This is a genomic window from Pseudomonas sp. Root329 (genome assembly GCF_001424925.1).
In the GTDB taxonomy this organism is placed as follows: Bacteria; Pseudomonadota; Gammaproteobacteria; order Pseudomonadales; family Pseudomonadaceae; genus Aquipseudomonas; species Aquipseudomonas arabinosi.
Genome location: NZ_LMCV01000032.1, coordinates 1 through 25,228, shown reverse-complemented (window position 1 = coordinate 25,228; position 25,228 = coordinate 1). Strand labels below are relative to the sequence as shown.

The following is a 25,228-nucleotide window of genomic DNA, read 5'->3' as shown; positions in this document are numbered from 1 at the left end:
GCGCAGCTAAAAGTGCGCAGTGTTTGCACCGACGACTGGCAGACTTGTCGACAGGGGTACGCTCTGTGTGACTTTGGCCATCTGGGTGATTTCCACCTGCAACTTATCCTTGCCAAGCAGGTAGTCGGCCAGCTTCTGCGAAAATGGCCAGTAGTTCAGTTCGGCAGTCAAGGAGAGCGGCCCGACGGCGTCGGCCGGCACCAGGAAAGTGAACACTCCAATATCGTAGCCCTTGGGCAGAATGCGGTTGTCCGAGAGAATTTGCGTGGCATTCCAGACCTCGACGTCCAACGGATTGCCGTCCTTGTCGCCTATGTGCACTTTGAAATTTCGCGTGTTGTCCTCGGTCTTGCCGTCCTTGATCGAACCCAGCCGATAGAGCTCGCGACCACTGGCATCCAGCACCCGGAAATCGATCCACATCTCCCGTCCCTCCGGAAAGCCGGTCGGCAGCTTGTGCCCGGCGCCGACATTGGCAACTTTCACGGCTACCGAGGAGTATTGCCCGGGAATGATGGCTGCCGGCAGTTGCTGGAACGTTATTTCCCCCGCGCGCGCGAGCATGTCGCGCGCGCGTTGCGCGCCCTCTTCCTGACCGAGATACTTGAGCATCATAGAGTTGGCTCCGCTGAACCAATGCGAGGCGACCTGCTCGCGGTCTGGTCCCATGATCGCGGCCTTACCCGCAAAACCCGGCATATGGCAGCTCTGGCAAGTTACATCGTTAAGGCTGTAGGCGCTCTCCTGCCATTCGTCATAGGTGCGCTCGACCGCCACACTGCTGAACGGGTGCGTGACATTGTGGCAGGTGCCGCAAAAGTCCGAGCGCGTGTGCAGAGCGGAATATACGGTGTCGTGATAGGGCGAAACGGCATCTTTACGCGGGCCGAACTTGGTCGGTTTACCGTGCGCTCGAGGGCTCAGGACATAGGCGCCGTTATCGAGGCCCGTGCGGGCACTAATGTTGTGACAGGTCTCGCAATCGACCCCAGGCATCGGATGATTTTTCGTGCTGTCTTCAATCGAGGAGCGGTTGATTTCCGAATTGATTTGCCCGGTCGTGAGACCGATCGGGGTATGGCAGCCGGTGCAAAAGTTATCGACCTTCCCCTCGGTGGCCGAACTCGCACGCTTGAGCAAGGCCCGATAGATGGGTTCATCCCAGGCTTGGGACATCATTGACGAGCGCCACTGCTTGTAGATCTCCGTATGGCAAGCGCCACATACCTGGGCATTGTCGAAGTCTTTTACATTCAAAACCAGGTTGCCGGGGGTATTGGCCCGATGCGGAAAGAACGGCATCCCGCCAATCACATGCATGAGCCTGGAGCGTGCCGGCTCCAGCCACTTCTCATTATCCTGATTGTCATTGCCCTGAGGTTCGTCGGCCGCCACCAGCGTTACCGTAAGCAGGCAGGCGACAAAGCATAAAAAACGGCGAACGAAAGGTTTGATCCCCAGGTAGATCAGGTTGTCGACAAAGGCTGCCAGTAATTCACCCGGCCTGGGCGCGTGTTTGCATGTGGGGTGGTTCATAAACGTTTCCCCGAGGGAGAAGCTCACTCGGTTATTACGTTGCAAGGACTGTGACAAAACATGTGCAATGACCTGAAGGTCCAGCAAACATTGGTCATAGGCTGAAATTTTGTGCTAATCGAGACGCGAATACTGCGGGGGAACGACACCCATTAGTGGGGGAGTTCACTCCGAAATCGGGGGGGCAATGCCGATCAGTTAAGCCGTAACACGATCTGTAGCAGCTGGCGAAGCCTGCTGCTACAAGGTTTGCGTTGCGGCTGAGTGCCGCGCAGGTGAACGTCAGTTGGTGACCAACAGTTCCGGGCCGAGGTAGTCGTTGATGTGGTCGATATCGTCGTCACCCAGACTGCCCACTGAAGAGGCCAGGCGCAGGCGCGACATCAAGTAGCGCAGCTTGGCTTCGAACAGATCGTGGCGCGCAACGAAGAGCAGCTCTTCGGCATTGAGGACGTCCGCATTGGTGCTGGTGCCCCCCTCTTTGAAGCCCTTGCGTGTCGAATTCAGTGAGCGTTCGTTGGACTCCACTGCCTTCTCCAGCGCGTGAATACGTTGGGCGCCGCTCTCTACGCCGCGATACTCACGGGTGGTACCGGTGATGACTTCCTGGCGCGTGGCGTCGAGCTCGTCCAGGGCCTTATAGCTATTGGCACTGGCCTGGCGTGTCAACGCGCTGGTGCCGCCACCGCTGTACAACGGGAAGTTTACTTCCAGCCCGATTGAGCCGTAGTGGTTGCGTTGATTCAACTCGGAGATTGATTGGCTCTGACCCGCGGTGTAGCCGGCAACGAAATCCAGTGTTGGCCAGTGGCCGGCCTTGGCGCGCTTCACTTCTTCTTCGGCGAGGTCGCTGCTATGACGGCGCGCATGGATCAGCGGGCTGTCGGCCTGGGCTTTGACCAACCAGTCTTGCAGGTTGCTCGGTAGCAGCGGTGGTGTATCGAAGCTCGGACGCAAGGTGGTCAGCGATTCGGGGGTTTCACCGATAAATTCTTCAAGCTTGCGGCGCGAGTTGACCAGGTTGTCCTGCGCTTCGATCAGCTCAACCGCGGCGAGGTCGCGGCGAGCGGCCGACTCGTCGATGTCGGTGACGGTGCCGGCCCCCAACTCCATGCGCCGTTTCGCCGAGGCGAGTTGCTCGTCGAAGGCGCTCAGCTTGGACTTGGCAAGGGTGATGGTTTCGCTGGCCAGGAGCACGTCGAAATAGCTTTCAGCCAGGCGTACTGCGGCGTCCTGACTCTTGGCATCGAACACCGCGATGCTGTAGTCGACACGCTGCTTGCCTTGGCGGTACTCGGCCATCTTCTGTTTGTTGAACAGCGGCTGGCGCAGGCGCACGTTAGCGCCCTTGGAGGTGTAGTCGAGATCTCTTTCGACGCCGCTCTGGCGTTGGGTGCCATTGACCTTGTTGTCGTAGGCCGAGGCATTGATCTGCGGTAGCAGGCCGGCCAAGCCGATGTCGCGGTTTTGCGCACCGGCCTCTTTTTCATGCACGGCGGCGCGATAGACGGGGCCTTGGTATTGCAACAGATCCCAGGCTTGTTTGAGGTCCATGGCGCAGGTCGGGAGGGACAGCGCCAGCAGGCTGAAGAACAGGCAATGACGGTCCATTTCATTGTTCCTTGAAGGAGCTGTCAACACGCTCAAGCATTGGTTTGAGAAGATAGCTCATCATGTTGCGCTCGCCAGTCTTGATGGTGACGCTGGCGGGCATACCGGGACGAATGTGATTGCTGCCTAGAAGGCTCATGCCATCGGGCGTGACTTCCACCTGAGCCAGATAGAACGGTTGCTTGCTTTCCTCGTCGAGCAGGCGGTCGGCGGAGACGGTCTTCACGCGGCCGGGAATGTTGGGCGTCCGGGCATGGTTGAAGGCCGGGAAGGCGATGTCCACGGGCAGGCCGGGGACCATCTTGTCGATGGCCTGCACGGGAATCATCGCGTCGACCTGCAGCGGTTCGTTGTCCGGAACGATTTCCATGATCTTGAAGCCGGGCTGAATGATCCCGCCGATGGTGGCGATGCTCAGGGACTGGACCATGCCATCGATGGGCGATCGAATCACCGTGTGGGTCACTTCATAATCCAGCGCACGCAAACGGTCGGCCAGGGTGGTGTTTTCCTTGGCGGTGTCGGTGAGCTGCGATTCGACTTCCTTCAGGTAATCGTGCTGGCGCTGCAGGATGCGCAGCTTGATTTCGGTGGTCTGGCTACGCACGCGAGCGATATTGTTGAGGTTCTCGGCCTGGCCGGCGGAGAGGTCGGCATTGCTGCGTTCCAGCTCAAGCAGGCGGTTGCGCGGGACATAGCCTTCGGCCGCCAGCGCGCGGGTGCCTTTCAGTTCCTGGTTGAGGAAGTTGATCTGCGAGGCGCGGGCGCCATAGACCTGCTGCAGACCCTTGAGCTGCACTGCCGACGCCGCGAGGTTTTCCTGCAGGATGCTGATTTCGCCAGCGAGGCCGGCACGCCGGGTGTCCAGCAGGCGTTGTTGCAGATCCATGGCGGCCAACAGGCGCTGGTCATTCCCGAAGCGCTTGAACAATTCGGGATCGTAGTTCACCACATCGCGGCCGTCACGTTCCGCTTCCAGGCGGTTTTCCACCGTCTTGCTGACGATGTACTGGGCGCTGACTGCACCTTGTTCGGCAGCGGCACGCAGCGAGTCGAGGCGGACCACCTCCTGGCCTTTTTTCACTGCATCGCCTTCGTGAACAAGAATGGCCTCCACGGTACCGCCGCTCAGATGCTGCACGGCTTTGCGATTGCTGGTGATTTTTACCGTGCCTGTCGCTACCACACCGGCATCCAGCGGCGCCAGCCAGGACCACAGGAGGAAGCCGCCGAAGCCGGCGAGCATCAGCATCATGCCCCAGCGCACGGGTTTACCGACGTCCAGATCCACCACGTTCCTGGGGTCGGTGAGAATCATGTCGGTGTGTTGGCTCATTTGCATGATCGGTTACTCCCGTGCTTTGACGGAGGCCAGCGGAGTTGATGCGCCGGCAGGCATCACACTGGCCTTGCGCAGCGCTGCGAATACTTCGTCGCGGGTGCCGAGCATCTGCACGCCGCCGTCTCGCAGCATCAGCACCTTATCGACGGCGCAGAGCACATTGGGACGGTGGGAAATCAGAATGACGGTGGCGCCGCGATTTTTGAGTTGGGCCAGCGCATCGACCAAGGCCTTTTCCCCGACGTCGTCGAGGTTGGCGTTCGGCTCGTCCAGCACAATCAGATTGGGTTCTCCATACAGCGCTCGGGCCAAGGCGATGCGTTGCTTCTGGCCACCGGAAAGCGGGCTGCCATCGGTGCCCAGACGGGTCTCATAACCCTGCGCCAAACGCAGGATCATCTCGTGCACTCCAGTAGTCCTGGCGGCGCGGATGACCGCGTCGCTGTCCACTTCGCCAAAGCGCGCAATGTTGTCGGCGATGGTGCCCTCGAACAGCTCCACGTCCTGTGGCAGGTAACCGAGCCAGGGGCCAAGTTCGCCCTTGTTCCAGGTGAATATGTCTGCGCCGTCCAGGCGCACTTTGCCGGCCTGTGCCGGCCACACGCCGACCAACAGGCGGGCGAGGGTGGATTTGCCCGAGGCGGATGGACCGATAATGCCAAGGCTTTCGCCGGGGGAAAGGTTGAAGCTCACCCCGCGCAAAATCGTGTTGCCGGTGCCGGGGGCGCCGGCAAACACATTCTCCACCGCCAGCATGCCCAGCGGCCGCTGCAGCGACATGCTCGGTGGCCGGCGGGGATAGTCGTTCAGCATCTCGTTCAACCGGCCCCAAGCCGAACGGCATCCAAGCAGCTGCTTCCACGACGCGATGACTTGTTCCACCGGGCCCAGCGCGCGGCCGGTGAGGATCGAGCAAGCAATCATCATCCCGGGGGTGATCTTGCCTTCGATCGCCAGCAGCGCGCCGGCGCCGAGGATCAGCGACTGCAAAGTGATCCGCACGAAGCGCCCGGTGCTGCTGATCAGGGCGGCACGGTCGGAGGCCAGGGTCTGCATTTCCAGAATGCGCAAATGGCTTTGGTACCAGCGCTTGCCGATCGCCGGCAGCATGCCCATGGCCTCGATGACCTCGGCGTTGCGCAAGTTGTTGTTGGCGTAGCTGGCGGAGGAGAGGGCGGCCTGATTGGCTTCGGCCAGCGGCTTTTGCGTCGCCTTTTCGGTGAGATAAGCCAGGCCCACCAGAATCAGCGAGCCGATCAGCGTGACCAGTCCGAGCAGCGGGTGGATCAGATAGGCGACCAGCAGGTAGATCGGCGTCCATGGCGCATCAAAGAAAGCGAACAGGCCATTGCCGGTGAGGAACTGACGCACCTGCGCGAGATCCTGCAGGGCCTGGGCCGGATTGCCTCCGGCGCGGCTCAGGTTGCGCTCGAATGCTGCGGTGAAAATGCGTCGATTGAGGTCCATGTCGAGGTTGTTGCCGACCCGGATCAGCACGCGGGTGCGGAACATTTCCAGCGTGGCCATCAGCAAGAACAGGCCTATCACCAGAATGGTCAACATCGTCAACGTTGTGACGTTGCGACTGACCAAGGCCCGATCATAGACCTGCAACATATAAATAGCTGGCGTCAACATCATGACGTTGATGACACCGCTGAACCCTGCCAGCGAGTAAAAACTACGGCGAAGTCGAAAAAGCGCGTCAGCCAGTTCTGATCGAGTGCTCGATTGTTTGTGCATTTTGGGTGACCCCTCTTCAAAAAGCCGTTTGCCCTTGCGGCGCAACAACTAACAAATGCAGTTCCGCAGGCAGCTGGTTGATACGCAGGTTGGTCGCTCTAGGGGCGCATCACCTGCAAATCACTGCGTCGCTCTCATGGCTAGCAGCGTAGGTGTCGTCGAAACAATCTGAAATAACATTTCGCTCTAATGTCGCAATGAACTTTCTATAAGTCCTATAAAAACAGCTAGTTGAGAGCTCTGCTACCAATCGTCTGTTTTATGTGTCGTAAAATTGACAATTTTTTACTCTGCAACTTTAGTCTCACTCAATTGAGGGAGCCGCCCGCCTGAAGCCTGTCAACTTTTTGGCAACGCAAGACGTGGTGATTTTCCCGAGGGAGCACACCATGTCGATGATTTCGTTCTGCGGAGTGAAGGGGCTATTCAAGAAATTCGCCGTTACTTCAAGTTTCCATGGCCCACCCAGGGCTAGAACTCGCTCTGCCTAATCGCTCAGCGAGCCATTCTTTCGCGAATTCCAGGCGCGCATCCCGGGGGGCCGTGTAACGGCTCTGCCATCCCGCGCCAGCGCTCGCCCAAAAAAAAAGAACCAACACACTCCGCAAGCCAGCACCGGACTGGGCGTGGGAGGATTCTTATCGTCCCGTGTCCTTTCCCCAAAGAGATCGAGGGCAATCAAAATGGCCAATTTCAACAAGTCGGACCTGGAATTCATCCTCAAACAAATCTTCATCGCAGAAGCGCATGCCGACGGCGCCAGCCTCATAGATTTGCTACCCAACAGTCAGGTGCCATTCGGCCTGCGAACTGTCGATGGCAGCTACAACAACCTGGTCGCCGGGCAAAGCGAGTTTGGCGCTGCGGACAATTCCTTCCTGCGCCTGCTTGATGCCCAGTATCGAGCGGCCTATGCCGCGTCAGGGAATGTGACCGACCCGCAGCCACGGATTATCAGTAACCTGATCGTCGACCAGACCGCCAACAACCCGGCCGCAGTAGCGGCGAACGGCGGTGCAGACCCGGTGATCAGCCCCGGCCTGGATGGCGTGTTCGGCACGGCCGACGACAAGGAAGTGTTCTTCATCCCCAACGTGTCGCCGGACGTCGGTCTGACCGCCGGCTTCAACTCGTGGATGACCTTCTTTGGCCAGTTCTTTGACCACGGCCTCGACCTGGTCACCAAGAGCAGTACCGACTTCGTGTTTGTTCCGCTGCAGCCGGACGATCCGTTGTTCGTACCGAACAGCCCGACCAACTTCATGGTGTTGCCACGTGCAGTGCATACCCCCGGCGCGGACGGAATACTCGGCACTGCCGATGATGGCCAGCCCAATACCACCTCGCCGTTCGTGGACCAAAGCCAGACTTACAGCTCGCACCCCTCGCATCAGGTGTTCCTGCGCGAGTATGTCCTCAACGCGGCAGGTGACCCTGTTGCAACGGGGCGCTTGATTACCAACCGCGATCTCGGCGGCGATGGCAAGTTCGGCACTGCCGATGATGGCGACGGCGAAAATGGCGGCATGGCGACCTGGGCAGTGGTCAAGGCCCAGGCCCGTGACATTCTCGGTATCAACCTGACCGACGCCGATGTGCACAGCGTGCCGCTGCTGGCAACCGATGCGTATGGCAACTTCATTCGGGGGCCGAGCGGCATGCCGCAGGTGGTGATGCGCGTCAGTAACGGTGCTGACGGGATCGCCGGGACAGCTGATGATGTCACTCAACTGGTCGAAGGCAACCGGGATGCTCCGATCAGCCTGGCCAGCGCCGTGAGCGCCGGGCATGGCTTCCTTGACGACATCGCCCACAATGCCGCGCCGGTAGTCGTCGGCGGGGTTCTGCAGGCGGATGCTGACACTGATATCGGTAATGCGCAGCCGGTTGGCGCGGGCGGCAACAACCTGACCTACGACAACGAACTGCTCGACGCTCACTACATTGCCGGCGACGGCCGGGTGAACGAGAACATCGGCCTGACCACCGTGCACCATGTGTTCCACTCCGAGCACAACCGCCTGGTCCAGCAAACCAAGGACACCCTCCTTGCTGCCGGCGATCTGGCCTTCCTCAATGAGTGGCTGGTGGACGACGTGGCCGCGATACCGACTACACCTGCCGAAATCGCGGCGTTGGTGTGGGACGGCGAACGCCTGTTCCAGGCCGCCAAGTTCGGCACCGAGATGCAGTACCAGCACCTGGTGTTCGAGGAGTTCGCGCGGACCGTTCAGCCGCAGATCGACGGATTCCTTGCACCCAACGGGTATGACACCTCGATCAACCCGGCAATCCTCGCCGAGTTCGCCCACGTGGTGTACCGCTTCGGTCACTCGATGTTGACCGAGACCGTCGATCGCTTCGACCCCGAGTTCAATCCGCTCCTCACTGACCCGAACAACCCGGACTCGCAAATGGGCCTGATCGCGGCCTTCCTCAACCCGCTGGCGTTTGCCGGCAGCGGGGCGACTGCGGACGAAGCGGCAGGGGCGATCATTCGCGGTGTGACCCGTCAGCTCGGCAACGAGATCGACGAGTTCGTCACCGAAGCGTTGCGCAACAATCTGCTCGGCCTGCCGCTCGATTTGCCGGCCCTGAACATGGCGCGTGGTCGCGACACGGGCATCCCCACGTTGAATGAAGCGCGCCGTGAGATGTACGCATCAACCGGCGACAGCCAACTCAAGCCGTACATCAGTTGGGCTGACTTTGCGGACCACCTCAAGCACCCCGAGTCGTTGGTCAACTTCATCGCTGCCTTTGGCACGCATGACACGATTACGGCGGCGACCACACTGGCAGACAAACGCGCTGCAGCCTTGGCGCTGGTATTCGGCGGTGCGGGTTCACCGGCTGACCGCCTGGCCTTCCTCAACAGCACCGGTGACTATGCCAACGTAACGCTGGCCGGCAAGGATGGGCTGATGGGGACTGCCGACGACGTGACGGGTGTGACGATCACAGGCCTCGACGACATCGACTTCTGGGTCGGTGGCCTCGCCGAGCAGAAAATGCCGTTCGGCGGCATGCTCGGCTCGACGTTCAACTTCGTGTTTGAAACCCAGCTGGAGGCGTTGCAGAACGGCGACCGCTTCTACTACCTGTCGCGTACCGCGGGCCTGCACTTCGGCACCGAGTTGGAGAACAACTCCTTTGCCAAGCTGATCATGCTCAACACCGATGTCACACACCTGTCGAACACCGTGTTCCTGACGCCGACGTTCAGCCTCGAAGTGAATCAGGCCAATCAGTTCACTAACCTTGGCGTGGACGGCAACGCCGATCCAACGGGCGGCATCATGATCAACGGCGTGGAAATCGTGCCGCTGGTGATCCGCGACAACCCCGACACCCCTGGTCTGGACAGTAATTATTTGCAGTACACCGGTGAAGACCATGTCGTCCTGGGCGGCACGGCCGGCAATGACATCATCATCTCCGGTGACGGCGATGACACCCTTTACGGCGACGGCGGTAACGATCGCCTCGAAGGCGGCGCAGGGAACGATGCGGTACTCGGCGGCGCGGGCGATGACATCATCACCGACTCGTTCGGCGACAACCGCCTGGAAGGTAATGCCGGTAACGACGTGATCGTGGCCGGTAGCATGCTGGCTGCAGGCAACCTGATCCTGGGTGGCGATGGGCAGGACTTTATCGTTACCACCGAAGACATCACCACGACCTTCGGCGGTCAGGGTGACGACTTCATCCTCGGCGCCAAGACCAACCTGCCACCTACCGGCAACGAAGGTGATGACTGGATCGAGAAGGGCACCCAGGACGGTGCGCCTGGCGATAACTTCGCGCCGTTGCTCACTGACGATGTGGTCGGCAACGACATCTTTGTCGGTGGCGGTGGCTTCGACGAAATGATCGGCGAGGGTGGCGATGACATCTTTGTCGGCAGCGATGCCCAGGACAAGATGGACGGCATGTCCGGTTTCGACTGGGTGACCTACAAAAATGACAGGGTCGGCGTGACCGTTGACCTGTCCTTGGCCGCGCTGGCGCAACCACACGGCAATGCGCCAAACCAGAACGCCGGGGTGTTCAATCCGGTCGGCGCCTCGCCGGCCTCGATTCTCGACCGTTTTGCCGAGGTCGAAGGCTTGTCCGGTTCGAAATACGGCGATGTGCTCAAGGGCGATGATGTTGATGCGGTCACTCTCATCAACCACGGTGGTGCCACGGGCGGTGCGCTGACCAATGTGGCGTTGATCCACGGACTGGAGCAGTTCCTGGCCGATGCCGGTTTGCCGACCACCGGCTTTGCCACGGGCAACATCATCCTCGGTGGCAATGGCAGTGACCTGATCGAGGGCCGCGGGGGCGATGATCTGATCGATGGCGACAAATGGATCAACGTCAGAATTGCGGTGTATGCCGCCGACGACGTCAACCATACCGGTCCCGAGATCGCCTCCTTCGACAGCATGGTCGATATGATTCCGCTCATGCTGGACCGCACCTATAACCCGGGTCAGCTCAAGGCCGTGCGGGAAATCCTGCCCGGCACCTCGACGGGCGGGGCGGCCTTCGACACCGCCATTTTCTCCGGGCTTCAGTCCGAGTATGTGGTGACTCAGAACACCCGCGGCACGGCCGATCTGGCGGACGATGTCTGGACGGTGACGGATACCGTAGTGGCTCGCGACGGCACCGATACCTTGCTGCATGTCGAACGCCTGCAGTTCGCCGATAGCCAGCGAGTGCTGGTGACGGGGCTGAACGCACAACCGGTGGGCAGGCCGACCGTCACGGACGGAAACGGCGGCGCGATAACAGTGGGCGACACACTGACGGTGAGCATGGCCGGTGTGCGCGATGCCAACAACATCGCGGTGGGTAATCTGCAGGGTACTGTCAACAACACCTCGGTGTCGTACTATTGGCAGTTCGAAGCCAATCCAGGCACCGGCGTATTCGAGGACATCATCCTGTTGCCGGCCGGCGACCTGGCGTTCCAAAGTGCCGACGGCACCTCGTTCAAGGTCTCCCCGGACCTTGCCGGGCTGTCACTGCGGGTCAAGGCGATCTACCAGGATGGTCATGGCACGACTGAAATAGTGTTCTCGCAGCCGACGACCGTGGTGGTTCCCGGCGCGCCGGTTGTGCCGACGGCACCGACGCCTGTCATCGATGCCACTGCGGGTGGCGAGGGCCTTCACATGGTCCGCTCCGACCTCAACTTCATTCTTGATCAAATCAAGATTGCCGAGGCCGACGCGGCCGGTCAGGACATCCTCTCGCTGATCCCGAATATCCGCGCGCCACTGGGCCTGCGTGCGGTCGATGGTTCGAACAACAACCTGATGAACCTCAACGGCATTAACAACACCGAGTTTGGTGCCGCCGATAACACCTTTCCGCGCTTGGCCGATCCGGTCTTCAATCCGGCGGAAGGTGCACCTGCCGGGTTCTTTGGCCCCGGCTCGCCGGCCATCCCGGGATCGTCGTACCAGCAGAACAGCGGCAATGTGTTTGACTCGCAGCCGCGCACCATCAGTAATCTGATCGTCGACCAGACGTCGAACAACCCGGCGGCCTATGCCACGGCTTACGACCCGGGTGCGGACGGTGAGCTCAACTTTGGCGCGGTGGGTAACGACGACGTGCTCAAGGATGGCGTACGGATAGTCGCCAGCCCTGGCATGGATGGTCAGTTCGGTACTGCCGACGACCACGATGTGTACCTGTTCGAGAACACCGCGGCGGATGCGGGGTTGTCCGCGCCGTTCAACGCCTGGATGACCTTCTTCGGGCAGTTCTTCGATCACGGTCTGGACCTGGTGACCAAAGGCGGTTCGGGCACCGTCTACATCCCTCTGCAACCGGATGATCCGCTGTATGTGCCTGGTGGCCACACTAACTTCATGGTGCTGACCCGCGCGACCAACCTGCCAGGGGCGGATGGCGTTCTCGGCACGGCCGACGACATCCATGAGCACACCAACACCACCTCGCCGTTCGTGGACCAAAACCAGACCTACAGCTCGCACCCGTCGCACCAGGTTTTCCTGCGCGGTTATGAGCTGACCGACAACGGCCCCATCGCGACCGGCAGGCTGATCACTAATGTTGACCTGGGATTGGATGGCAAGTATGGCACCGCAGACGACACCGAAATCGGTGGTATGGCGACCTGGAAAGTGGTCAAGGCGCAGGCCAACGACATTCTGGGTATCCACCTTACCGATGCCGACGTCGATAACGCGCCGTTGTTGGCGACTGACGCCTATGGCAATTTCATCAAGGGGCCGAACGGCTTCCCGATGGTCGTGATGAAGGGTGCTGACGGTCTTGGTGGCACGGCTGATGACGTCCTTGTCGAAGGCAATCCGCTTTCCCCCATTAGCCTGACCAATGCTGTGCGCACCGGTCACCAGTTCCTCGTCGACATTAACAACAATGCAGCGCCGGTGTTCAGCGGTGGCGTGCTCGTGCCTGACGCGGATACCGACATTGGCAACGCAGTGCCGTTCAATCCGCAGACCGGGGCCAACCTGGCCTACGACAACGAACTGTTGGATGCGCACTACATCGCTGGCGACGGCCGGGTCAACGAGAACATCGGCCTGACCACGGTGCATGCGATCTTCCACTCCGAGCACAATCGGCTGGTCGCGCAGACCAAGGACACCGTGCTCGATTCGGGTGACGTGGCCTTCCTCAATGAGTGGCTGCTCAATCCGGTGAACGCGTTGCCAGCCAACCAGGCTGAGATCGATGCGCTGGTGTGGAATGGCGAGCGCTTGTTCCAGGCTGCCAAGTTCGGCACCGAGATGCAGTATCAGCATCTGGTGTTCGAGGAATTTGCGCGGACCATCCAGCCAAGGGTCGACCTGTTCTTTGCACCGACCCAGGTCTATGACGTTGACCTCGATGCCTCGATCGTCGCCGAGTTCGCCCACACCGTGTACCGGTTTGGCCACTCGATGCTGACCGAGACCGTCGATCGCTTCGACGTTAATTTCAACGTGGTGGGTGATCCGAACAGCGCTGATCCGAATCAGCAAATCGGCTTGATCGCGGCGTTCCTCAACCCGTTGGAGTACGCCGCCAGTGGTGTGACGCCAGAGGATGCGACCAGTGCGATCATTCGTGGGGTGACTCGCCAGGCCGGTAACGAAATCGATGAGTTCGTCACCGAAGCGCTGCGCAATAACCTGCTCGGTCTGCCGCTCGACCTGCCGGCGCTCAACCTCGCCCGTGGCCGCGACGTGGGGATTCCCTCGCTCAATGCGATCCGCCGCGACATCTTCAGCCAAACCGGTGATACCCAACTCAAGCCGTACAGCAGCTGGGTCGACCTGGTGCAGCACCTCAAACATCCGGAGTCATTGATCAACTTCATCGCGGCCTATGGCACGCATGAGACGATCACGGCGGCGGACACGCTGGCAGAAAAACGCGCTGCAGCCATGGCGCTGGTATTTGGTGGTGCTGATGCGCCGTCTGACCGCTTGGCCTTCCTCAACGGCAGCGGTGCCTGGGCCAACGTAACACTGGCCGGCAAAGATGGGGTGCTGGGGACTGCCGACGATCTGAGGGGGGTGACGATCACGGGGGTCGATGCCATCGATCTCTGGATCGGCGGCCTGGCCGAAGAGAAAACTCCGTTCGGCGGCATGCTCGGCACGACCTTCAACTTCGTGTTCGAGAACCAGCTGGAAAAACTGCAGGACGGTGACCGCTTCTACTACCTGGAGCGTACCGCTGGCCTGTCGATGAACGCCGAACTGGAAAGCAACTCGTTCGCCAAGCTGATCATGGCTAACACCTCGGTCACGCACTTGCCGGGCCTGGTGTTCTCGGACCCTGCGTTCTATCTGGAAAGGGACCAGAGCAAGCAGTACAACGATGGCCTGGGCAACGCCGATCCGCTTAGCGACAACAACGAGCAGGTGGTGTTCCGCGACAACCCGCTGACGGCGGGGCCGGACGCCAACTACATCCGGTACTCGGGTGACGAGCACATCGTGCTGGGCGGCACCAACGGCGCAGACATCCTCGTTTCGGGTGGTGGCGATGACACGGTCTGGGGTGATGCCGGCAACGATCGCATCGAAGGTGGTAACGGCAACGACCAACTGCGCGGTGGCGCCGGCGACGACATCATCACCGACCTCGGTGGCGACGATAACATCCAGGGGGGCGACGGCAACGACGTGCTGCACGGAGGCAACGGCATCAACCTGATCATTGGCGGGTTCGGCAATGACTTCATCGTGACCGGTGAGGACGCTTCCGAGGCCATTGGTGGCCAGGGCAACGACTTCATCCTGGGCAGCAAAGCCAACGAACAGGACATGGGTAACGAAGGCGACGACTGGATCGAGAAGGGCACTTCGGACGGTGCACCTGGCGACAACTTCGACCCGGCTGGTAATGACCCGGTGATCGGCAACGATGTGTTCATCGGCGGTAACGAGAACGATAAGTTCAATGCCGAAGGCGGCGACGACATCATGGTCGGCAGTCTTGGCATGGGTGACCGCTATATCGGCGGCTCCGGCTATGACTGGGCAACGTTCAAGGACCTCGCCCAGGGCGTGACCATCGATTACAGCGACCGCTTTTTCGATGTTCCGCCGGTGCCGGGTTCGGGTGCTTCGGCGCTGGTGCGTTTCGACATCGTGGAAGGTCTGTCGGGTTCATCGCACGGTGACTTCCTGCGCGGTGATAACGAAGATGCCACTTCGCTGCCTACCGCGGGTGCAACCGGCAGCGTGCTGACCAACATCAGCCTGATCAACGGCCTGTCTGATCTGCTGGCAGCCGGAGCGACGTTCTACGACGGCGGCAACATCATCCTCGGCGGTAGTGGTAGCGACCTGATCGAAGGTCGCGGTGGTGACGACATCATCGATGGTGACAAGTGGCTGAACGTACGCATCAGCGTACGGGAAAACGCTGATGGCACTGGCCCGGAAATCGCCACGTTCAACAGCATGGAGCCGATGGTGCAGCTGATGCTGAACGGTACTTACAACCCGGGTCAGTTGGTGATCGTGCGGGAGATTCTGACCGGCGATAACAGCTTCGACACTGCGTTGTTCTCCGGTAATTTGGGAGAATACGGTATCGAGATCGATGGCGACACTGTCATTGTGACCGACTCGGTGGCGGGGCGTGATGGTGTCGATCGCTTGACGGGTATCGAGCGTCTGCAGTTCGCTGACGTGGCGCAATCGTCCGGAGTGGGCACCGCCCAAAACAGCGACCCATTGGGTCATCTGGCAATCATCGATGCTGCCACCGGTGTGCGTGATGAAACGCCTGTCGCCGGCCAGTTGCTGCGCGTCAGTGATCGGGGGGTACACGACGCGGACAACCAAAGCGTGGCCAACCCGACCGGCGCTGTGACCGGTGGGGTGGCTTACTACTGGCAGGTGGAAAACATTCCCGGTACGGGTGTTTATGAAGACATCACCTTTGTCGCCGCCGGCGAGGTATCGCGGGCGATCGGCGCCACCTACCGGGTGGCGGACGATGTGGCGGGTCTGAACATCCGCGTCCGTGCGGTGTATCAGGATGCCAAGGGCACGCTGGAGATCGTCGACTCGTCCGGGAACAGTACTCCGACCGAAGGGCCGACCGTTATCGGGCTTGCCGTGCAGAACCAGGTGTTGACCGCTGACCCGTCGAGCATCATCGACCTCGATGGCCTGAGCAATCCGCAGTTCACCTACCAGTGGCAGGCGAACGACGGGCTTGGCTTCGTCAACATCGCCGGCGCTACCGGTAGCACGTTCGCGCTTGGCCAGACTCAGGTCGGCCAGGAAGTGCGCGTGGTGATGGGTTACGTGGATGACTTCGGTGTGGCCGAAAGCGTTTCGTCCAACATCCTGGGGCCGGTGGACAACGTCAACGATGCACCGACAGGCGCGTTGCTGATCAGCGATACGACACCGGATCAAGGGCAGGTGCTGACCGCGCTGACTGCTGGGATTGCCGATCTGGATGGGCTGGGCACCTTCAGCTTCCAGTGGCAGCAAGGTGTCGGTGCGTCCTTCACCGACATCAACGGCGCGACCGCTGCGACCTTCACCCCTGGTGTGGCGCAGGGCAATCTGCAACTGCGAGTGATCGTGCGCTACACCGATGGCTTCGGCACGCTGGAGTCGGTGACCTCGGCGGCGACGGCGGCGGTTCCGGTACTGGGCGTGGTGCTGCAGGGCAACGCTTTGGCGAACACCCTCACCGGCACCGCAGGTAACGATGTGCTGCTTGGCCTGGGCGGGAACGATACGCTGAATGGCCTGGCCGGTATCGACCAGTTGTTTGGCGGCACTGGCAACGACATCCTCAACGGCGGAGACGACAACGACGTCCTCAATGGCGAGGACGGCAACGACGTCCTCAACGGTGGGCTCGGCGCGGATGCCATGAACGGCGGTGCCGGCAACGACACGTTTGTGGTCGACAACGTCGGTGACGTTGTCACCGAGGCGCTGGGTGGTGGTACCGATCTGGTGCAAACCAGCCTGACGAACTACCTGCTCGGTGCCAACGTCGAGAACCTGACCTATACGGGCGCCGGTAACTTCACCGGTACCGGTAACGCGCTAGCCAACACCATCACCGGCGGGGTGGGTAACGACTTCCTCAATGGCGGTGCAGGTGCTGACCGGATGTTGGGGGGAGCCGGCAACGATACCTACGTCGTCGATGCAGCCGCAGACGTGGTGGTCGAGGTGGCGGGTGGCGGTACGGACACCGTGCAGACTTCGCTGGCCAGCTACACGCTGGGCGCTGATGTCGAGAATCTGACCTACACCGGAGTCGGCAACTTCGTCGGCAACGGTAACGGGTTGAATAACGTCATCACCGGCGGGGTGGGTAATGACACCCTCAATGGTGGTGGCGGCAACGACATCCTCACCGGCAACGGCGGCAACGACACACTGAATGGCGACGCCGGTAACGACCAACTGTTCGGTGGCCTCGGCACGGATACCCTGAACGGCGGCACTGGCGATGACAGTCTTGACGGCGGTGATGGGGCGGATGTATTGAACGGTGGAGCAGGCAACGACACGCTGCTCGGTGGTGACGGTAACGACACATTGTTGGGTGGTACCGGTAATGACTCTATCAATGGCGGTGTCGGCAACGATACGGTCACTGGCGGTGCCGGCAACGACGTGATGGATGCCAGCAGTGGCAACGATATCTTCATGTTCGCATCGGGCTTCGGGGTCGATCAGATCATCGGCTTCGATGCCAACGCGGTGGGCGGCCAGGACCTGCTCGATATTTCCGCGTTCGGCGTCACTGCTGCGACCTTTGCCGGCCTCGTCATCATCACCGATCTCGGTGCGGATACCTTGATCAGCTCCGCAGGAATAGCTGACTCCATCCGCCTGGTCGGTGTGGCCGATGCAACAACCGTCACTGCCGCAGACTTCATTCTCGCCACTTGAGGTCCTGATCAGTACTGTCGCAGACGCGTGAAAAGCGGAGGGGAGGGCATGGATGCCCTCCCTTTTTCTTTTTAATAAAACTGGCTGTTTTTGTATCCGTCCGGCCAAGTCACCTACCCAGCCCCGCAAAGCCAAGAGAGGGGGGGCGCTTAAATTTAAGTGGGCATTAGTCGGCGAAACCCAAGTTTGCAAAGTGTGATTAGCGCACGCTAACTTTTCTACAGCCTTGGCTACACTTCGTGTCCCGTTGGAAACCAGCGGGAACTTACGTGAAGGCGCAATACGTTGTTATTAGTTCACGAAAGCACGATGAGCTGACCTGTTGGGCAGACTCACGTATTTTCGTGCATCTTGGGGAAGGAGTAAGGCGTGTATGAGTAGAGAAGGCGTGGCATTCCTGCCGATGCAAACCGCGCGGCGCGCGCTGGACTGGCCAACCCTGGGTGTGGCGGTGTTGCTCCTGCTGCTGTTTTATTGGGGGCTGGGGAGTTTGCCGTTCATGAGCGTCAATGAAGCCCGGCGCGCCGTTACGACACGGGAAATGCACGAGGCTGGCCAATGGCTGTTGCCGTACATGAACGGCGAGCTGTACCTGTCCAAACCGCCGCTGTTCTATTGGCTGGCCCTGGTCAGCACGTCACTGTTGGGCAGCCTCTCCGAATGGAGCGTGCGCCTGCCTTCGGCGCTGTTTGCGACGCTGTGTTGTCTGACCTTGTATCGCCAGGCAAGTGCATTCGCCGGGCGACAAGTGGCGCTGCTGGCTGTGGTGTTCCTGGCGGCGAATGCCGGGTTCAGCCTGTTTGCCCGCCGGGCAGAAATCGAAATGCCTTTGACCAGCCTGTGTCTGCTGGCGCTGTTTTGTGCAGGGCGCTTTCTGTTCGCGCAAGGCGGTCGCAGCTGGGTCTGGCTCAGCTACGGGCTGCTCGGCTGTGCCTTGCTGACCAAGGGGCCGGTCTGTCTGTTGTGGGTGACCGCACCGATACTGGTCTATGCGTTGATCAGCCGCGATCGTCTGGCTCGAGCTTTTCTGTGTGACGGCTGGGGCTGGATGCTTGCGGTGCTGGTCGGGATTTCCTGGTATCTGGCGGTGTCGATGCAGGAGGGCTGGGGCGTCTGGTCGGCCATCCTCAACGAAGACATCGTCAAGAAAATCAATGGCCAGGGGGCAGAAGCCTGGTATGCCTATCTGTTGTATCTGGCTGGGGATTTCTTTCCCTTCTGGCTGATATTACTGGTACGGCCGCGGCAACTCTGGCACGCCATCCGCCTGAGCCCGCAGCTGACCCTGTTGCTGTGCTGCATTCTGGTGCCTCTGCTGCTGTTCTCGCTGTTCACCGAAAAGCACGCCAAGTACCTGTTGCCTATCTACCCGGCCATCGCCCTGCTGTTGGCCTGGCACTGGAGCCAACTGCTGACCCAGGCCCGGCACCCTTGGCAGCGCTGGAGTCTGCGCATTGTTCCGGCCGTGGTACTGGCGGGATACACGCTGTTCTACTTGGGTCTTGAAGGGCGGGTGTTCGCCCATCGGATCGACGGATTTGCGCAGATAAAGGCCGCCACCGACGCGTACCCAAACTTCCCGACCTATAGCTTGGGAGCTGCTGACATTCGCCTGGTCTATTACATGGGGCGGCCCGTCAGTTCGATCACCGAGTCGCAGGCCGGCAGCGTAGCCGATACGCCGGGCCTGCTGTTTGTCCAGGAACCGCTTCCAGCGGCATTACAAGCCCTGGCGCCTTGCACCCTGACACGGATCGAGTCGTACCTGAAACCCAAGCGTTCGGCCCTGCTGCTCGGGCTGGGCTCTTTGTGCGCCAATCAGGGCCAGATCAAGCCTTGAAACTGCGTCATTGAAGCTCTGCATGACTGGATGTTGGTCCGGCGTGATCTTGTGCTCAACGGGCCCTGCACATTGCGGGGCTTGTCGTTTCTGTCCCCCGCCTGTCCATGAATGCTTCCCACTGACTCTTAACTGCTGAATAAGTTGATAAGACTCCAGGCTGTTCCTATCGTAAAAATGAAAAGAATGAGTACCAGCGTGAGGATTAGCGGCTCGATGCGCATGAAAGTGACTCCTCGGAAGGGCTGGCATTGCTCGCCTGATCTGCGGCGCAGGTGTTTTTCAAGGCAACTAGTGAACACACAGCATTCTCTGTGCCAAAAAAATTAACAGCCTATAATCCCCCGCCGGCGGGGCAGCCTGATTCTGTGGTCAGTTCTCCATCGAAAAAGTTGAAACTGGATGCGGGTAATACAGCCCATTTATGGGGAATTTCTCTCAACGTGGGTATGGCAATACCACAGGTGCCTGCGCCTTTCGCTACCTGCTGATATCGACCTGATGCGGACACTGAAAAAGGAACGGCGGTTGAACGAACAGACATTGTCCCAGCGCCTGGAGCGCGTGGCGGCGCATGTGCCAGCAGATGCGCGCCTGGCCGATATCGGCTCGGATCACGGCTACCTGCCGGTGGCGTTGATGCGCCGTGGCGCCATCGTGGCGGCGGTGGCCGGCGAGGTGGCATTGACGCCGTTCTGCTCGGCCGAACGCACCGTGCGCGAGAACGACCTGGACCAGCGGATCACCGTGCGCCTGGCCAATGGTCTGGCGGCGATCGAGCCGGGAGACGGGATCACGGCGATCAGCATCTGCGGCATGGGCGGCGAGACGATCCGCGACATCCTCGACAGCGGCAAGACGCGCCTGAGCGGCCAGGAGCGCCTGATTCTGCAGCCCAACGGCGGCGAGCAGCCACTGCGCCAATGGCTGATGGAAAATGGCTACCGCATCCTCTGCGAGGAACTGCTGCGGGAAAACCGCTTCGACTACGAAATCATCGTCGCCGAGCGCGCCGGGCCGGTGATGTACACCGCCGAGGAGCTGTACTTCGGCCCGCTGCAGTTGCAGGCACGCAGCCCGGCGTTCCTGATCAAGTGGCAGCGCATACTGCGCGAGAAGCAGAAGACCCTGACCCACTTCGCCCGTGCACGGCAGGCCGTGCCCGAGGAGAAGGTGCAAGACATAGCCCGACAGGCCCGGTGGATCACCGAGCTGCTGGCGTGAGCACGGTCCAGGGTTTGTACGAAAAAATCGCCTCTATTTGAGTATTCATGCGCCGTAACAAGCGGCTATAACGATGAGCGCGAGAAAACAGACCAACTGCACGCAAAAGAAGGTAAACCGAACCGCCACGAACGTATCGGTTTGCACATGCGATACGTGAACCAGAGACTGACACACGCGAGCGATCAGGATGATTATCGACAAGTAGTTCACTGCAGGGCCGCCGACCCCAAGGGCTGAAATCACCAACACGATGACGCCAAAGACAGGCAGGTTTTCCACACAGTTCGCGTGTGCTCTTGTCCCGCGCCGATACCAATCCTCGCCTTCGAGCTGATCGCTTCGGAAAGAAGCAATCGGAACATTCGAGAACAGGATTCTGACCCAGCGATACACCCCGACGGTTGCCATCAACAGCAGCAAAGTCCAGGTCGCAAATCCAAGCAGCATCCACATCGGAATCGTCATGGCTGCCTTCCTCAATCAATCATTTTCAGCACGTCATCGCACCGTAGCGCGACCGACGCGCGGTCGGTCGCCCCCTGTCGATCAATTGCTCATGATGGGTGCCAGTGCGGTCTGAATCCTGGACAGCTGTGCAGGAGTTGTCATGCGCGTCAGCAGCCGGCCAAAGTGTGGATGCTGCACGCCCGAGATAATGTATTGCCAGCGGTAGGCGCTCAGCACGGAGGCTTTGATTTACGCTGTCTCATCGACACTGAACGATCGTGAAACATTTCGAATGAAGTAGTCGGCATCGGATGCCGATTGTGCCTGCAGGATTGCGTCGACGGCCGCCACCAGCGCAATCAGATCGTTCACTGCCTGGTCGCGCTCGGTCGGCGAGAGTTTCGCGTGCTCCGCCTCCCACTCGAGTTCATCGAGTACGACGTGCCGGCTTTCATCCTTCCAGTGAAATTTGAAGACATCCTTGAAGAGTGGGCACAACTCCTCGCGCGGGGCGATGCTTTGCACGTAGTGCGTCTGAACAAACAGCTCGATATGACAGGTCAGCGCCAACACCGACCAGGTGCTGGCCGCCAGTACCGCGCGCGCCACATCGCTTGGATCGGCAACTTGACGATATCCCGCTGGCAATTGCGTACCCATCATCGTCTCAATGCGTCGGAACAGCTCCTGATGCTTGATCTCGTCGTTGGAAAAACGCACCAGCGCTTCGAGTGCGAGCTGATCGTCAAATACGTGGGCCCGACCTTGATCGAGCATTTTGGCACTGATAAAACGCTCGACCAGGCCAAAGATATACGCATAGGTTCGACCCTGAATCTGGCTGAGCAGGCGCGCCTCGTCCGCGGCGAGAAAGGTCAGGCGGTCGATCCGCGATAGTCCATCGGGCAAGAATTTGCGCGAGAAGTCGAAGCTGCGGTCCTGTAGCAAATCGCGATCGATCTGCCATTCCGCTTTCTTCGATGATCTGACAAGTTGAGCATAACGGGCGGCGTTGCCCGAATCTGAGCTGGGTAGGGTCGCTGCGGTGTTCATATTGATCTCCGGCTTCCGTGGTCGAGTTGGAGTGGGTCAATTACGGTTAACGCGGGAGTCAATGACCAGTGGTGAAGCATCTGGGGATCGCCTCGATCACAGTGTCCGCGTTGGTGCTAATCTGGGCCTCGCAGTTCAGGCAGTGAATGACCAGTGCGCCTGATTACATGCTCCGGACTCCGGAAAGGAGGGCTGGCAATTGTTGGATGCGCTTTCTGATGTCTTGCGTGTGATTCGGCTGTCTGGAGGGGTCTTCCTCGAGGCGGAGTTCACTGCGCCCTGGTGCGTCAGTGGAAGAATCTCAGCGGACGATTGCAAACCGTTCCTGGCGGCACCTCGACATATCATTGCGTCGCATTTTGTCGCGGCGGGGCACATGCAATTGCGAATCGACGATGGCGCCACCCTCGACGTACGGGCAGGCGAACTCATTCTGCTTCCTCGCAATGACGTTCACACTTTTGGCAGTGATCTAAGCATTGCGCCCATGTCGGCGCGCGAGGTTATTCAGCCGCCGGAAGTCGGCGGCATTTCACGAATAAAGTACGGCGGGGACGGCGAGGCCACACAGTTATTGTGCGGATTCCTCGGCTCTGAAACACCGTTCAGTCCGTTGCTTTCGTCGCTGCCATCCTTATTGAAGTTAGACGTGCGCGCGACGGCTTCGGGAGCCTGGATTGAAAGCTCATTCCGTTTCGCTGTCAGTGAGATCGCGGCGGGGCGCGTCGGCTCGACAACGGTCATCGCCAAGCTATCCGAATTGCTGTTCGTCGAAGCCGTCAGCCAGTATGTCGCGAACCTCCCCGCTGAACGGCGCGGGTGGCTGGCGGGTTTGCGGGATCCGCATATCGGGCGCGCACTGGCGCTGCTCCATGCCCGTCCAACCGAAGGCTGGACGGCAGAAGCCCTGGCGCTTGAAGTGGGCATGTCGCGCTCGGTATTCGCGGAGCGATTCACGGCATTGGTCGGACAGCCACCGATGCAATACCTGACGCTCTGGCGTATGCACGTGGCGGCTCAACACCTGCGCGAAGGTCGCGGTAATGTGGCGCAAATCGGCTTTGCAGTTGGCTACGAATCCGAAGCTGCGTTCAGTCGCGCATTCAAACGCCAGTTCGGCACATCACCCGGCACCTGGCGCAGGCAATCAGCATGAGAGGGGCCGATGGAGATTCTGATCAAGCCAGGCAGCAAGTGTCTCCTCATGGCCGAATTCTGCCTTTGGTCAACGGCAGCTTGGGTCGATTGCTGCCTGTCGCGAAGGGCTGTAATCGACCGATTCTGTTGAAAAAGTCGGTTTTTCATTTCGACTGAACTCAGGCACGGCTACCACCGGAGAACCTACTCACCACATTGAGTGGTTTCTCGGCCCTTCGTTGACCTTTGCTGCTCAGTTATTGGGTTAATTTGAGGTTTTTTGCTTCGTGCAGGCGCACCTATCCCGTGGCAGGTGGCCCCTGAGATGTCAGTTTGGCCAGTCGACGCAGGTTCTGTACCGCAGCCGCCAGCGTGAACTCATCGGTCGCGCCACTCATGCCACGTAGTCGCAAGCGATCCAGTTTCAGGATGCGCTTGAGGTGGGCGAACAACATTTCGACCTTTTTACGTTCGTGGCGAGAGCGCTGATACGCTGGCGTTGCTGCAATGCGCCGAGCCACATCACGAGCGGCTTCATGGACGCTGCGAGCGATTTTGCGGAACGCAGTGTTCGGGCAGCACTTGGCTTTCATCGGACACGCTACGCAGTCGCTCTGCCTGGATCGGAAGATGATGGTGTTGGCTTTGGTGACGTGCGAACGCTCATTCTTGAAGGCTCGCCACTCGCTGCGCAATGGGTTGCCGGCCGGGCAGCGATACTCCTCCGTCTCTTCATTCCATTGAAAATCGTTGCTCGAGAAGCTGTCGTTCTTGCGCTCGGTTTTGTCCCACACCGGCACATGCGGCTCGATGTCTTTTTCCTCCACCATCCAGGCCAGCATCGGCGCGGTACCGTAAGCGGTGTCGCCAATGAGGCGTTCCGGCTTGATGTCGAACTGCGCCTCAACGCGATCGATCATCGTCTTGGTGCTCTCGACTTCTGCGGTTCGATGAGCCGGTGTGGGTTCCACATCCATGATCACGCCGTGCTCGGTATCGATCAGATAATTCGTGGAGTAAGCGTAGAACGCTGGGCCACCTGGAGCTGCGGTCCAGCGGGCTTGAGGATCAGTCAGCGATAGACGCTTCGGTAGCGTTTCGGCCAGAGCCTCTTCATCGAGTGCCTCAAGATACTCACGCACGGCGCGGGTGCTCAGGGTCGGATCGCTCCAGTTGACCGGTTCATCACCCGGTACACCGCGCTGCCGGCTGGCATCCGCTTTGATGATGCTGGCGTCCACGGCAAAGCCTTCACCTTTGACCAAGCCTGCCTCCATGCAACGACGCAGCACTTCATTGAACAGCCAGCGAAACAGATCACTGTCCCGGAAACGGCCATGTCGATTTTTGGAAAACGTCGAGTGATTGGGCACTTCGTCTTCAAGGCTCAACCGGCAGAACCAGCGATAGGCCAGGTTCAGATGAGCTTCTTCGCACAACCGCCGCTCGGAGCGAATGCCGTAGCAATAGCCCACGATCAGCATGCGGATCATCAGTTCAGGATCAATCGACGGACGCCCAATCGGGCTATAGAAATCGGCGAGGTAGTGGCGCAGGTCGCTCAGATCGAGACACCGATCAATGCTGCGCAGAAGGTGATTGGCTGGAATGTGATCTTCAAGGTTGAACGAGTAAAACAGCCGCTCCTGCCCACTCGATAACTGTCCCATCATGCTGCGTGCTTCCCTGCTGGCCAATGCAGATATTTTGCCGCAGGCCAGATAGGGGAGCTACTTTTTCAACAGAATCGACCCATTATAGATAGTCCGTCCCGCCTTCACCGATACTGGTAACGGTTGGCAGGTAGCTGTCAGCGAGGGTGGAACATGCACCTGTAGACTACGCATGCACCTGTAGACTACG

Annotated in this window: 10 protein-coding genes and 1 pseudogene; 4 read left to right on the top strand and 7 right to left on the bottom strand. The window is 59.8% G+C overall.

Going from position 1 to position 25,228, the window contains the following annotated elements:
- Positions 1–6: 6 nt before the first annotated feature.
- The 4 genes from ASC74_RS21450 to ASC74_RS21435 all read right to left on the bottom strand — a co-directional run bounded on the left by ASC74_RS21450 (position 7) and on the right by ASC74_RS21435 (position 6,232).
- Entirely contained in the window at positions 7–1,536 is a 1,530-nt protein-coding gene (locus ASC74_RS21450; protein ID WP_236713321.1) for a multiheme c-type cytochrome, read from the bottom strand.
- A gap of 282 nt (positions 1,537–1,818) precedes the next feature.
- Positions 1,819–3,147, bottom strand: a complete 1,329-nt coding sequence (locus ASC74_RS21445) for a TolC family outer membrane protein (protein WP_056743870.1) — start codon at positions 3,145–3,147, stop codon at positions 1,819–1,821.
- Position 3,148: 1 nt separating this feature from the next.
- Complete coding sequence (locus ASC74_RS21440) at positions 3,149–4,489, bottom strand: HlyD family type I secretion periplasmic adaptor subunit (protein ID WP_056743868.1); 1,341 nt, start codon at positions 4,487–4,489, stop codon at positions 3,149–3,151.
- 6 nt (positions 4,490–4,495) lie between these two features.
- The gene (locus ASC74_RS21435) at positions 4,496–6,232 is read right to left on the bottom strand and encodes a type I secretion system permease/ATPase (RefSeq protein WP_056743866.1); all 1,737 of its coding nucleotides are present in this window, start codon (positions 6,230–6,232) and stop codon (positions 4,496–4,498) included.
- A gap of 683 nt (positions 6,233–6,915) precedes the next feature.
- Between ASC74_RS21435 and ASC74_RS21430 the strand changes: the two genes are divergently transcribed.
- The 3 genes from ASC74_RS21430 (at position 6,916) to ASC74_RS21420 (ending at position 20,725) form a co-directional block, all read left to right on the top strand.
- Positions 6,916–17,661 carry a peroxidase family protein gene (locus tag ASC74_RS21430; protein WP_056743864.1) on the top strand — a complete coding sequence of 3,582 codons (10,746 nt, stop codon included), beginning with the start codon at positions 6,916–6,918 and terminating at the stop codon, positions 17,659–17,661.
- 373 nt (positions 17,662–18,034) lie between these two features.
- On the top strand, positions 18,035–19,501 hold the full coding sequence (locus ASC74_RS21425) for an ArnT family glycosyltransferase (RefSeq protein WP_236713319.1): 1,467 nt from the start codon (positions 18,035–18,037) through the stop codon (positions 19,499–19,501).
- 528 nt (positions 19,502–20,029) lie between these two features.
- Positions 20,030–20,725 (top strand): tRNA (adenine(22)-N(1))-methyltransferase, encoded by a 696-nt coding sequence (locus ASC74_RS21420; RefSeq protein ID WP_330219787.1) that lies wholly within the window; start codon positions 20,030–20,032, stop codon positions 20,723–20,725.
- Positions 20,726–20,770: 45 nt separating this feature from the next.
- On the opposite strand, the gene ASC74_RS21415 is transcribed toward ASC74_RS21420, so the two are convergent.
- Together ASC74_RS21415 and ASC74_RS21410 are read right to left on the bottom strand one after the other, a co-directional pair.
- Positions 20,771–21,193, bottom strand: coding sequence for an MAPEG family protein (locus ASC74_RS21415; RefSeq protein WP_056743861.1), 423 nt, complete (start codon positions 21,191–21,193; stop codon positions 20,771–20,773).
- Between the two features lie 81 nt (positions 21,194–21,274).
- Positions 21,275–22,228: pseudogene (locus ASC74_RS21410) on the bottom strand (diiron oxygenase).
- A gap of 199 nt (positions 22,229–22,427) precedes the next feature.
- Between ASC74_RS21410 and ASC74_RS21405 the strand changes: the two are divergent.
- Positions 22,428–23,384 (top strand): AraC family transcriptional regulator, encoded by a 957-nt coding sequence (locus tag ASC74_RS21405; RefSeq protein WP_056743859.1) that lies wholly within the window; start codon positions 22,428–22,430, stop codon positions 23,382–23,384.
- 280 nt (positions 23,385–23,664) lie between these two features.
- Here ASC74_RS21405 and ASC74_RS21400 read toward each other — a convergent pair whose 3' ends face one another.
- Positions 23,665–25,038 carry an IS1182 family transposase gene (locus ASC74_RS21400; protein ID WP_056743856.1) on the bottom strand — a complete coding sequence of 458 codons (1,374 nt, stop codon included), beginning with the start codon at positions 25,036–25,038 and terminating at the stop codon, positions 23,665–23,667.
- Between the last annotated feature and the right edge of the window lie 190 nt (positions 25,039–25,228).

Coding starts and splice junctions, on each gene's coding strand:
- ASC74_RS21450 (WP_236713321.1), bottom strand. CDS start 1,536: ATGAACCACCCCACATGCAAACACGCGCCCAGGCCGGGTGAATTACTG.
- ASC74_RS21445 (WP_056743870.1), bottom strand. CDS start 3,147: ATGGACCGTCATTGCCTGTTCTTCAGCCTGCTGGCGCTGTCCCTCCCG.
- ASC74_RS21440 (WP_056743868.1), bottom strand. CDS start 4,489: ATGCAAATGAGCCAACACACCGACATGATTCTCACCGACCCCAGGAAC.
- ASC74_RS21435 (WP_056743866.1), bottom strand. CDS start 6,232: ATGCACAAACAATCGAGCACTCGATCAGAACTGGCTGACGCGCTTTTT.
- ASC74_RS21430 (WP_056743864.1), top strand. CDS start 6,916: ATGGCCAATTTCAACAAGTCGGACCTGGAATTCATCCTCAAACAAATC.
- ASC74_RS21425 (WP_236713319.1), top strand. CDS start 18,035: ATGAGTAGAGAAGGCGTGGCATTCCTGCCGATGCAAACCGCGCGGCGC.
- ASC74_RS21415 (WP_056743861.1), bottom strand. CDS start 21,193: ATGACGATTCCGATGTGGATGCTGCTTGGATTTGCGACCTGGACTTTG.
- ASC74_RS21400 (WP_056743856.1), bottom strand. CDS start 25,038: ATGATGGGACAGTTATCGAGTGGGCAGGAGCGGCTGTTTTACTCGTTC.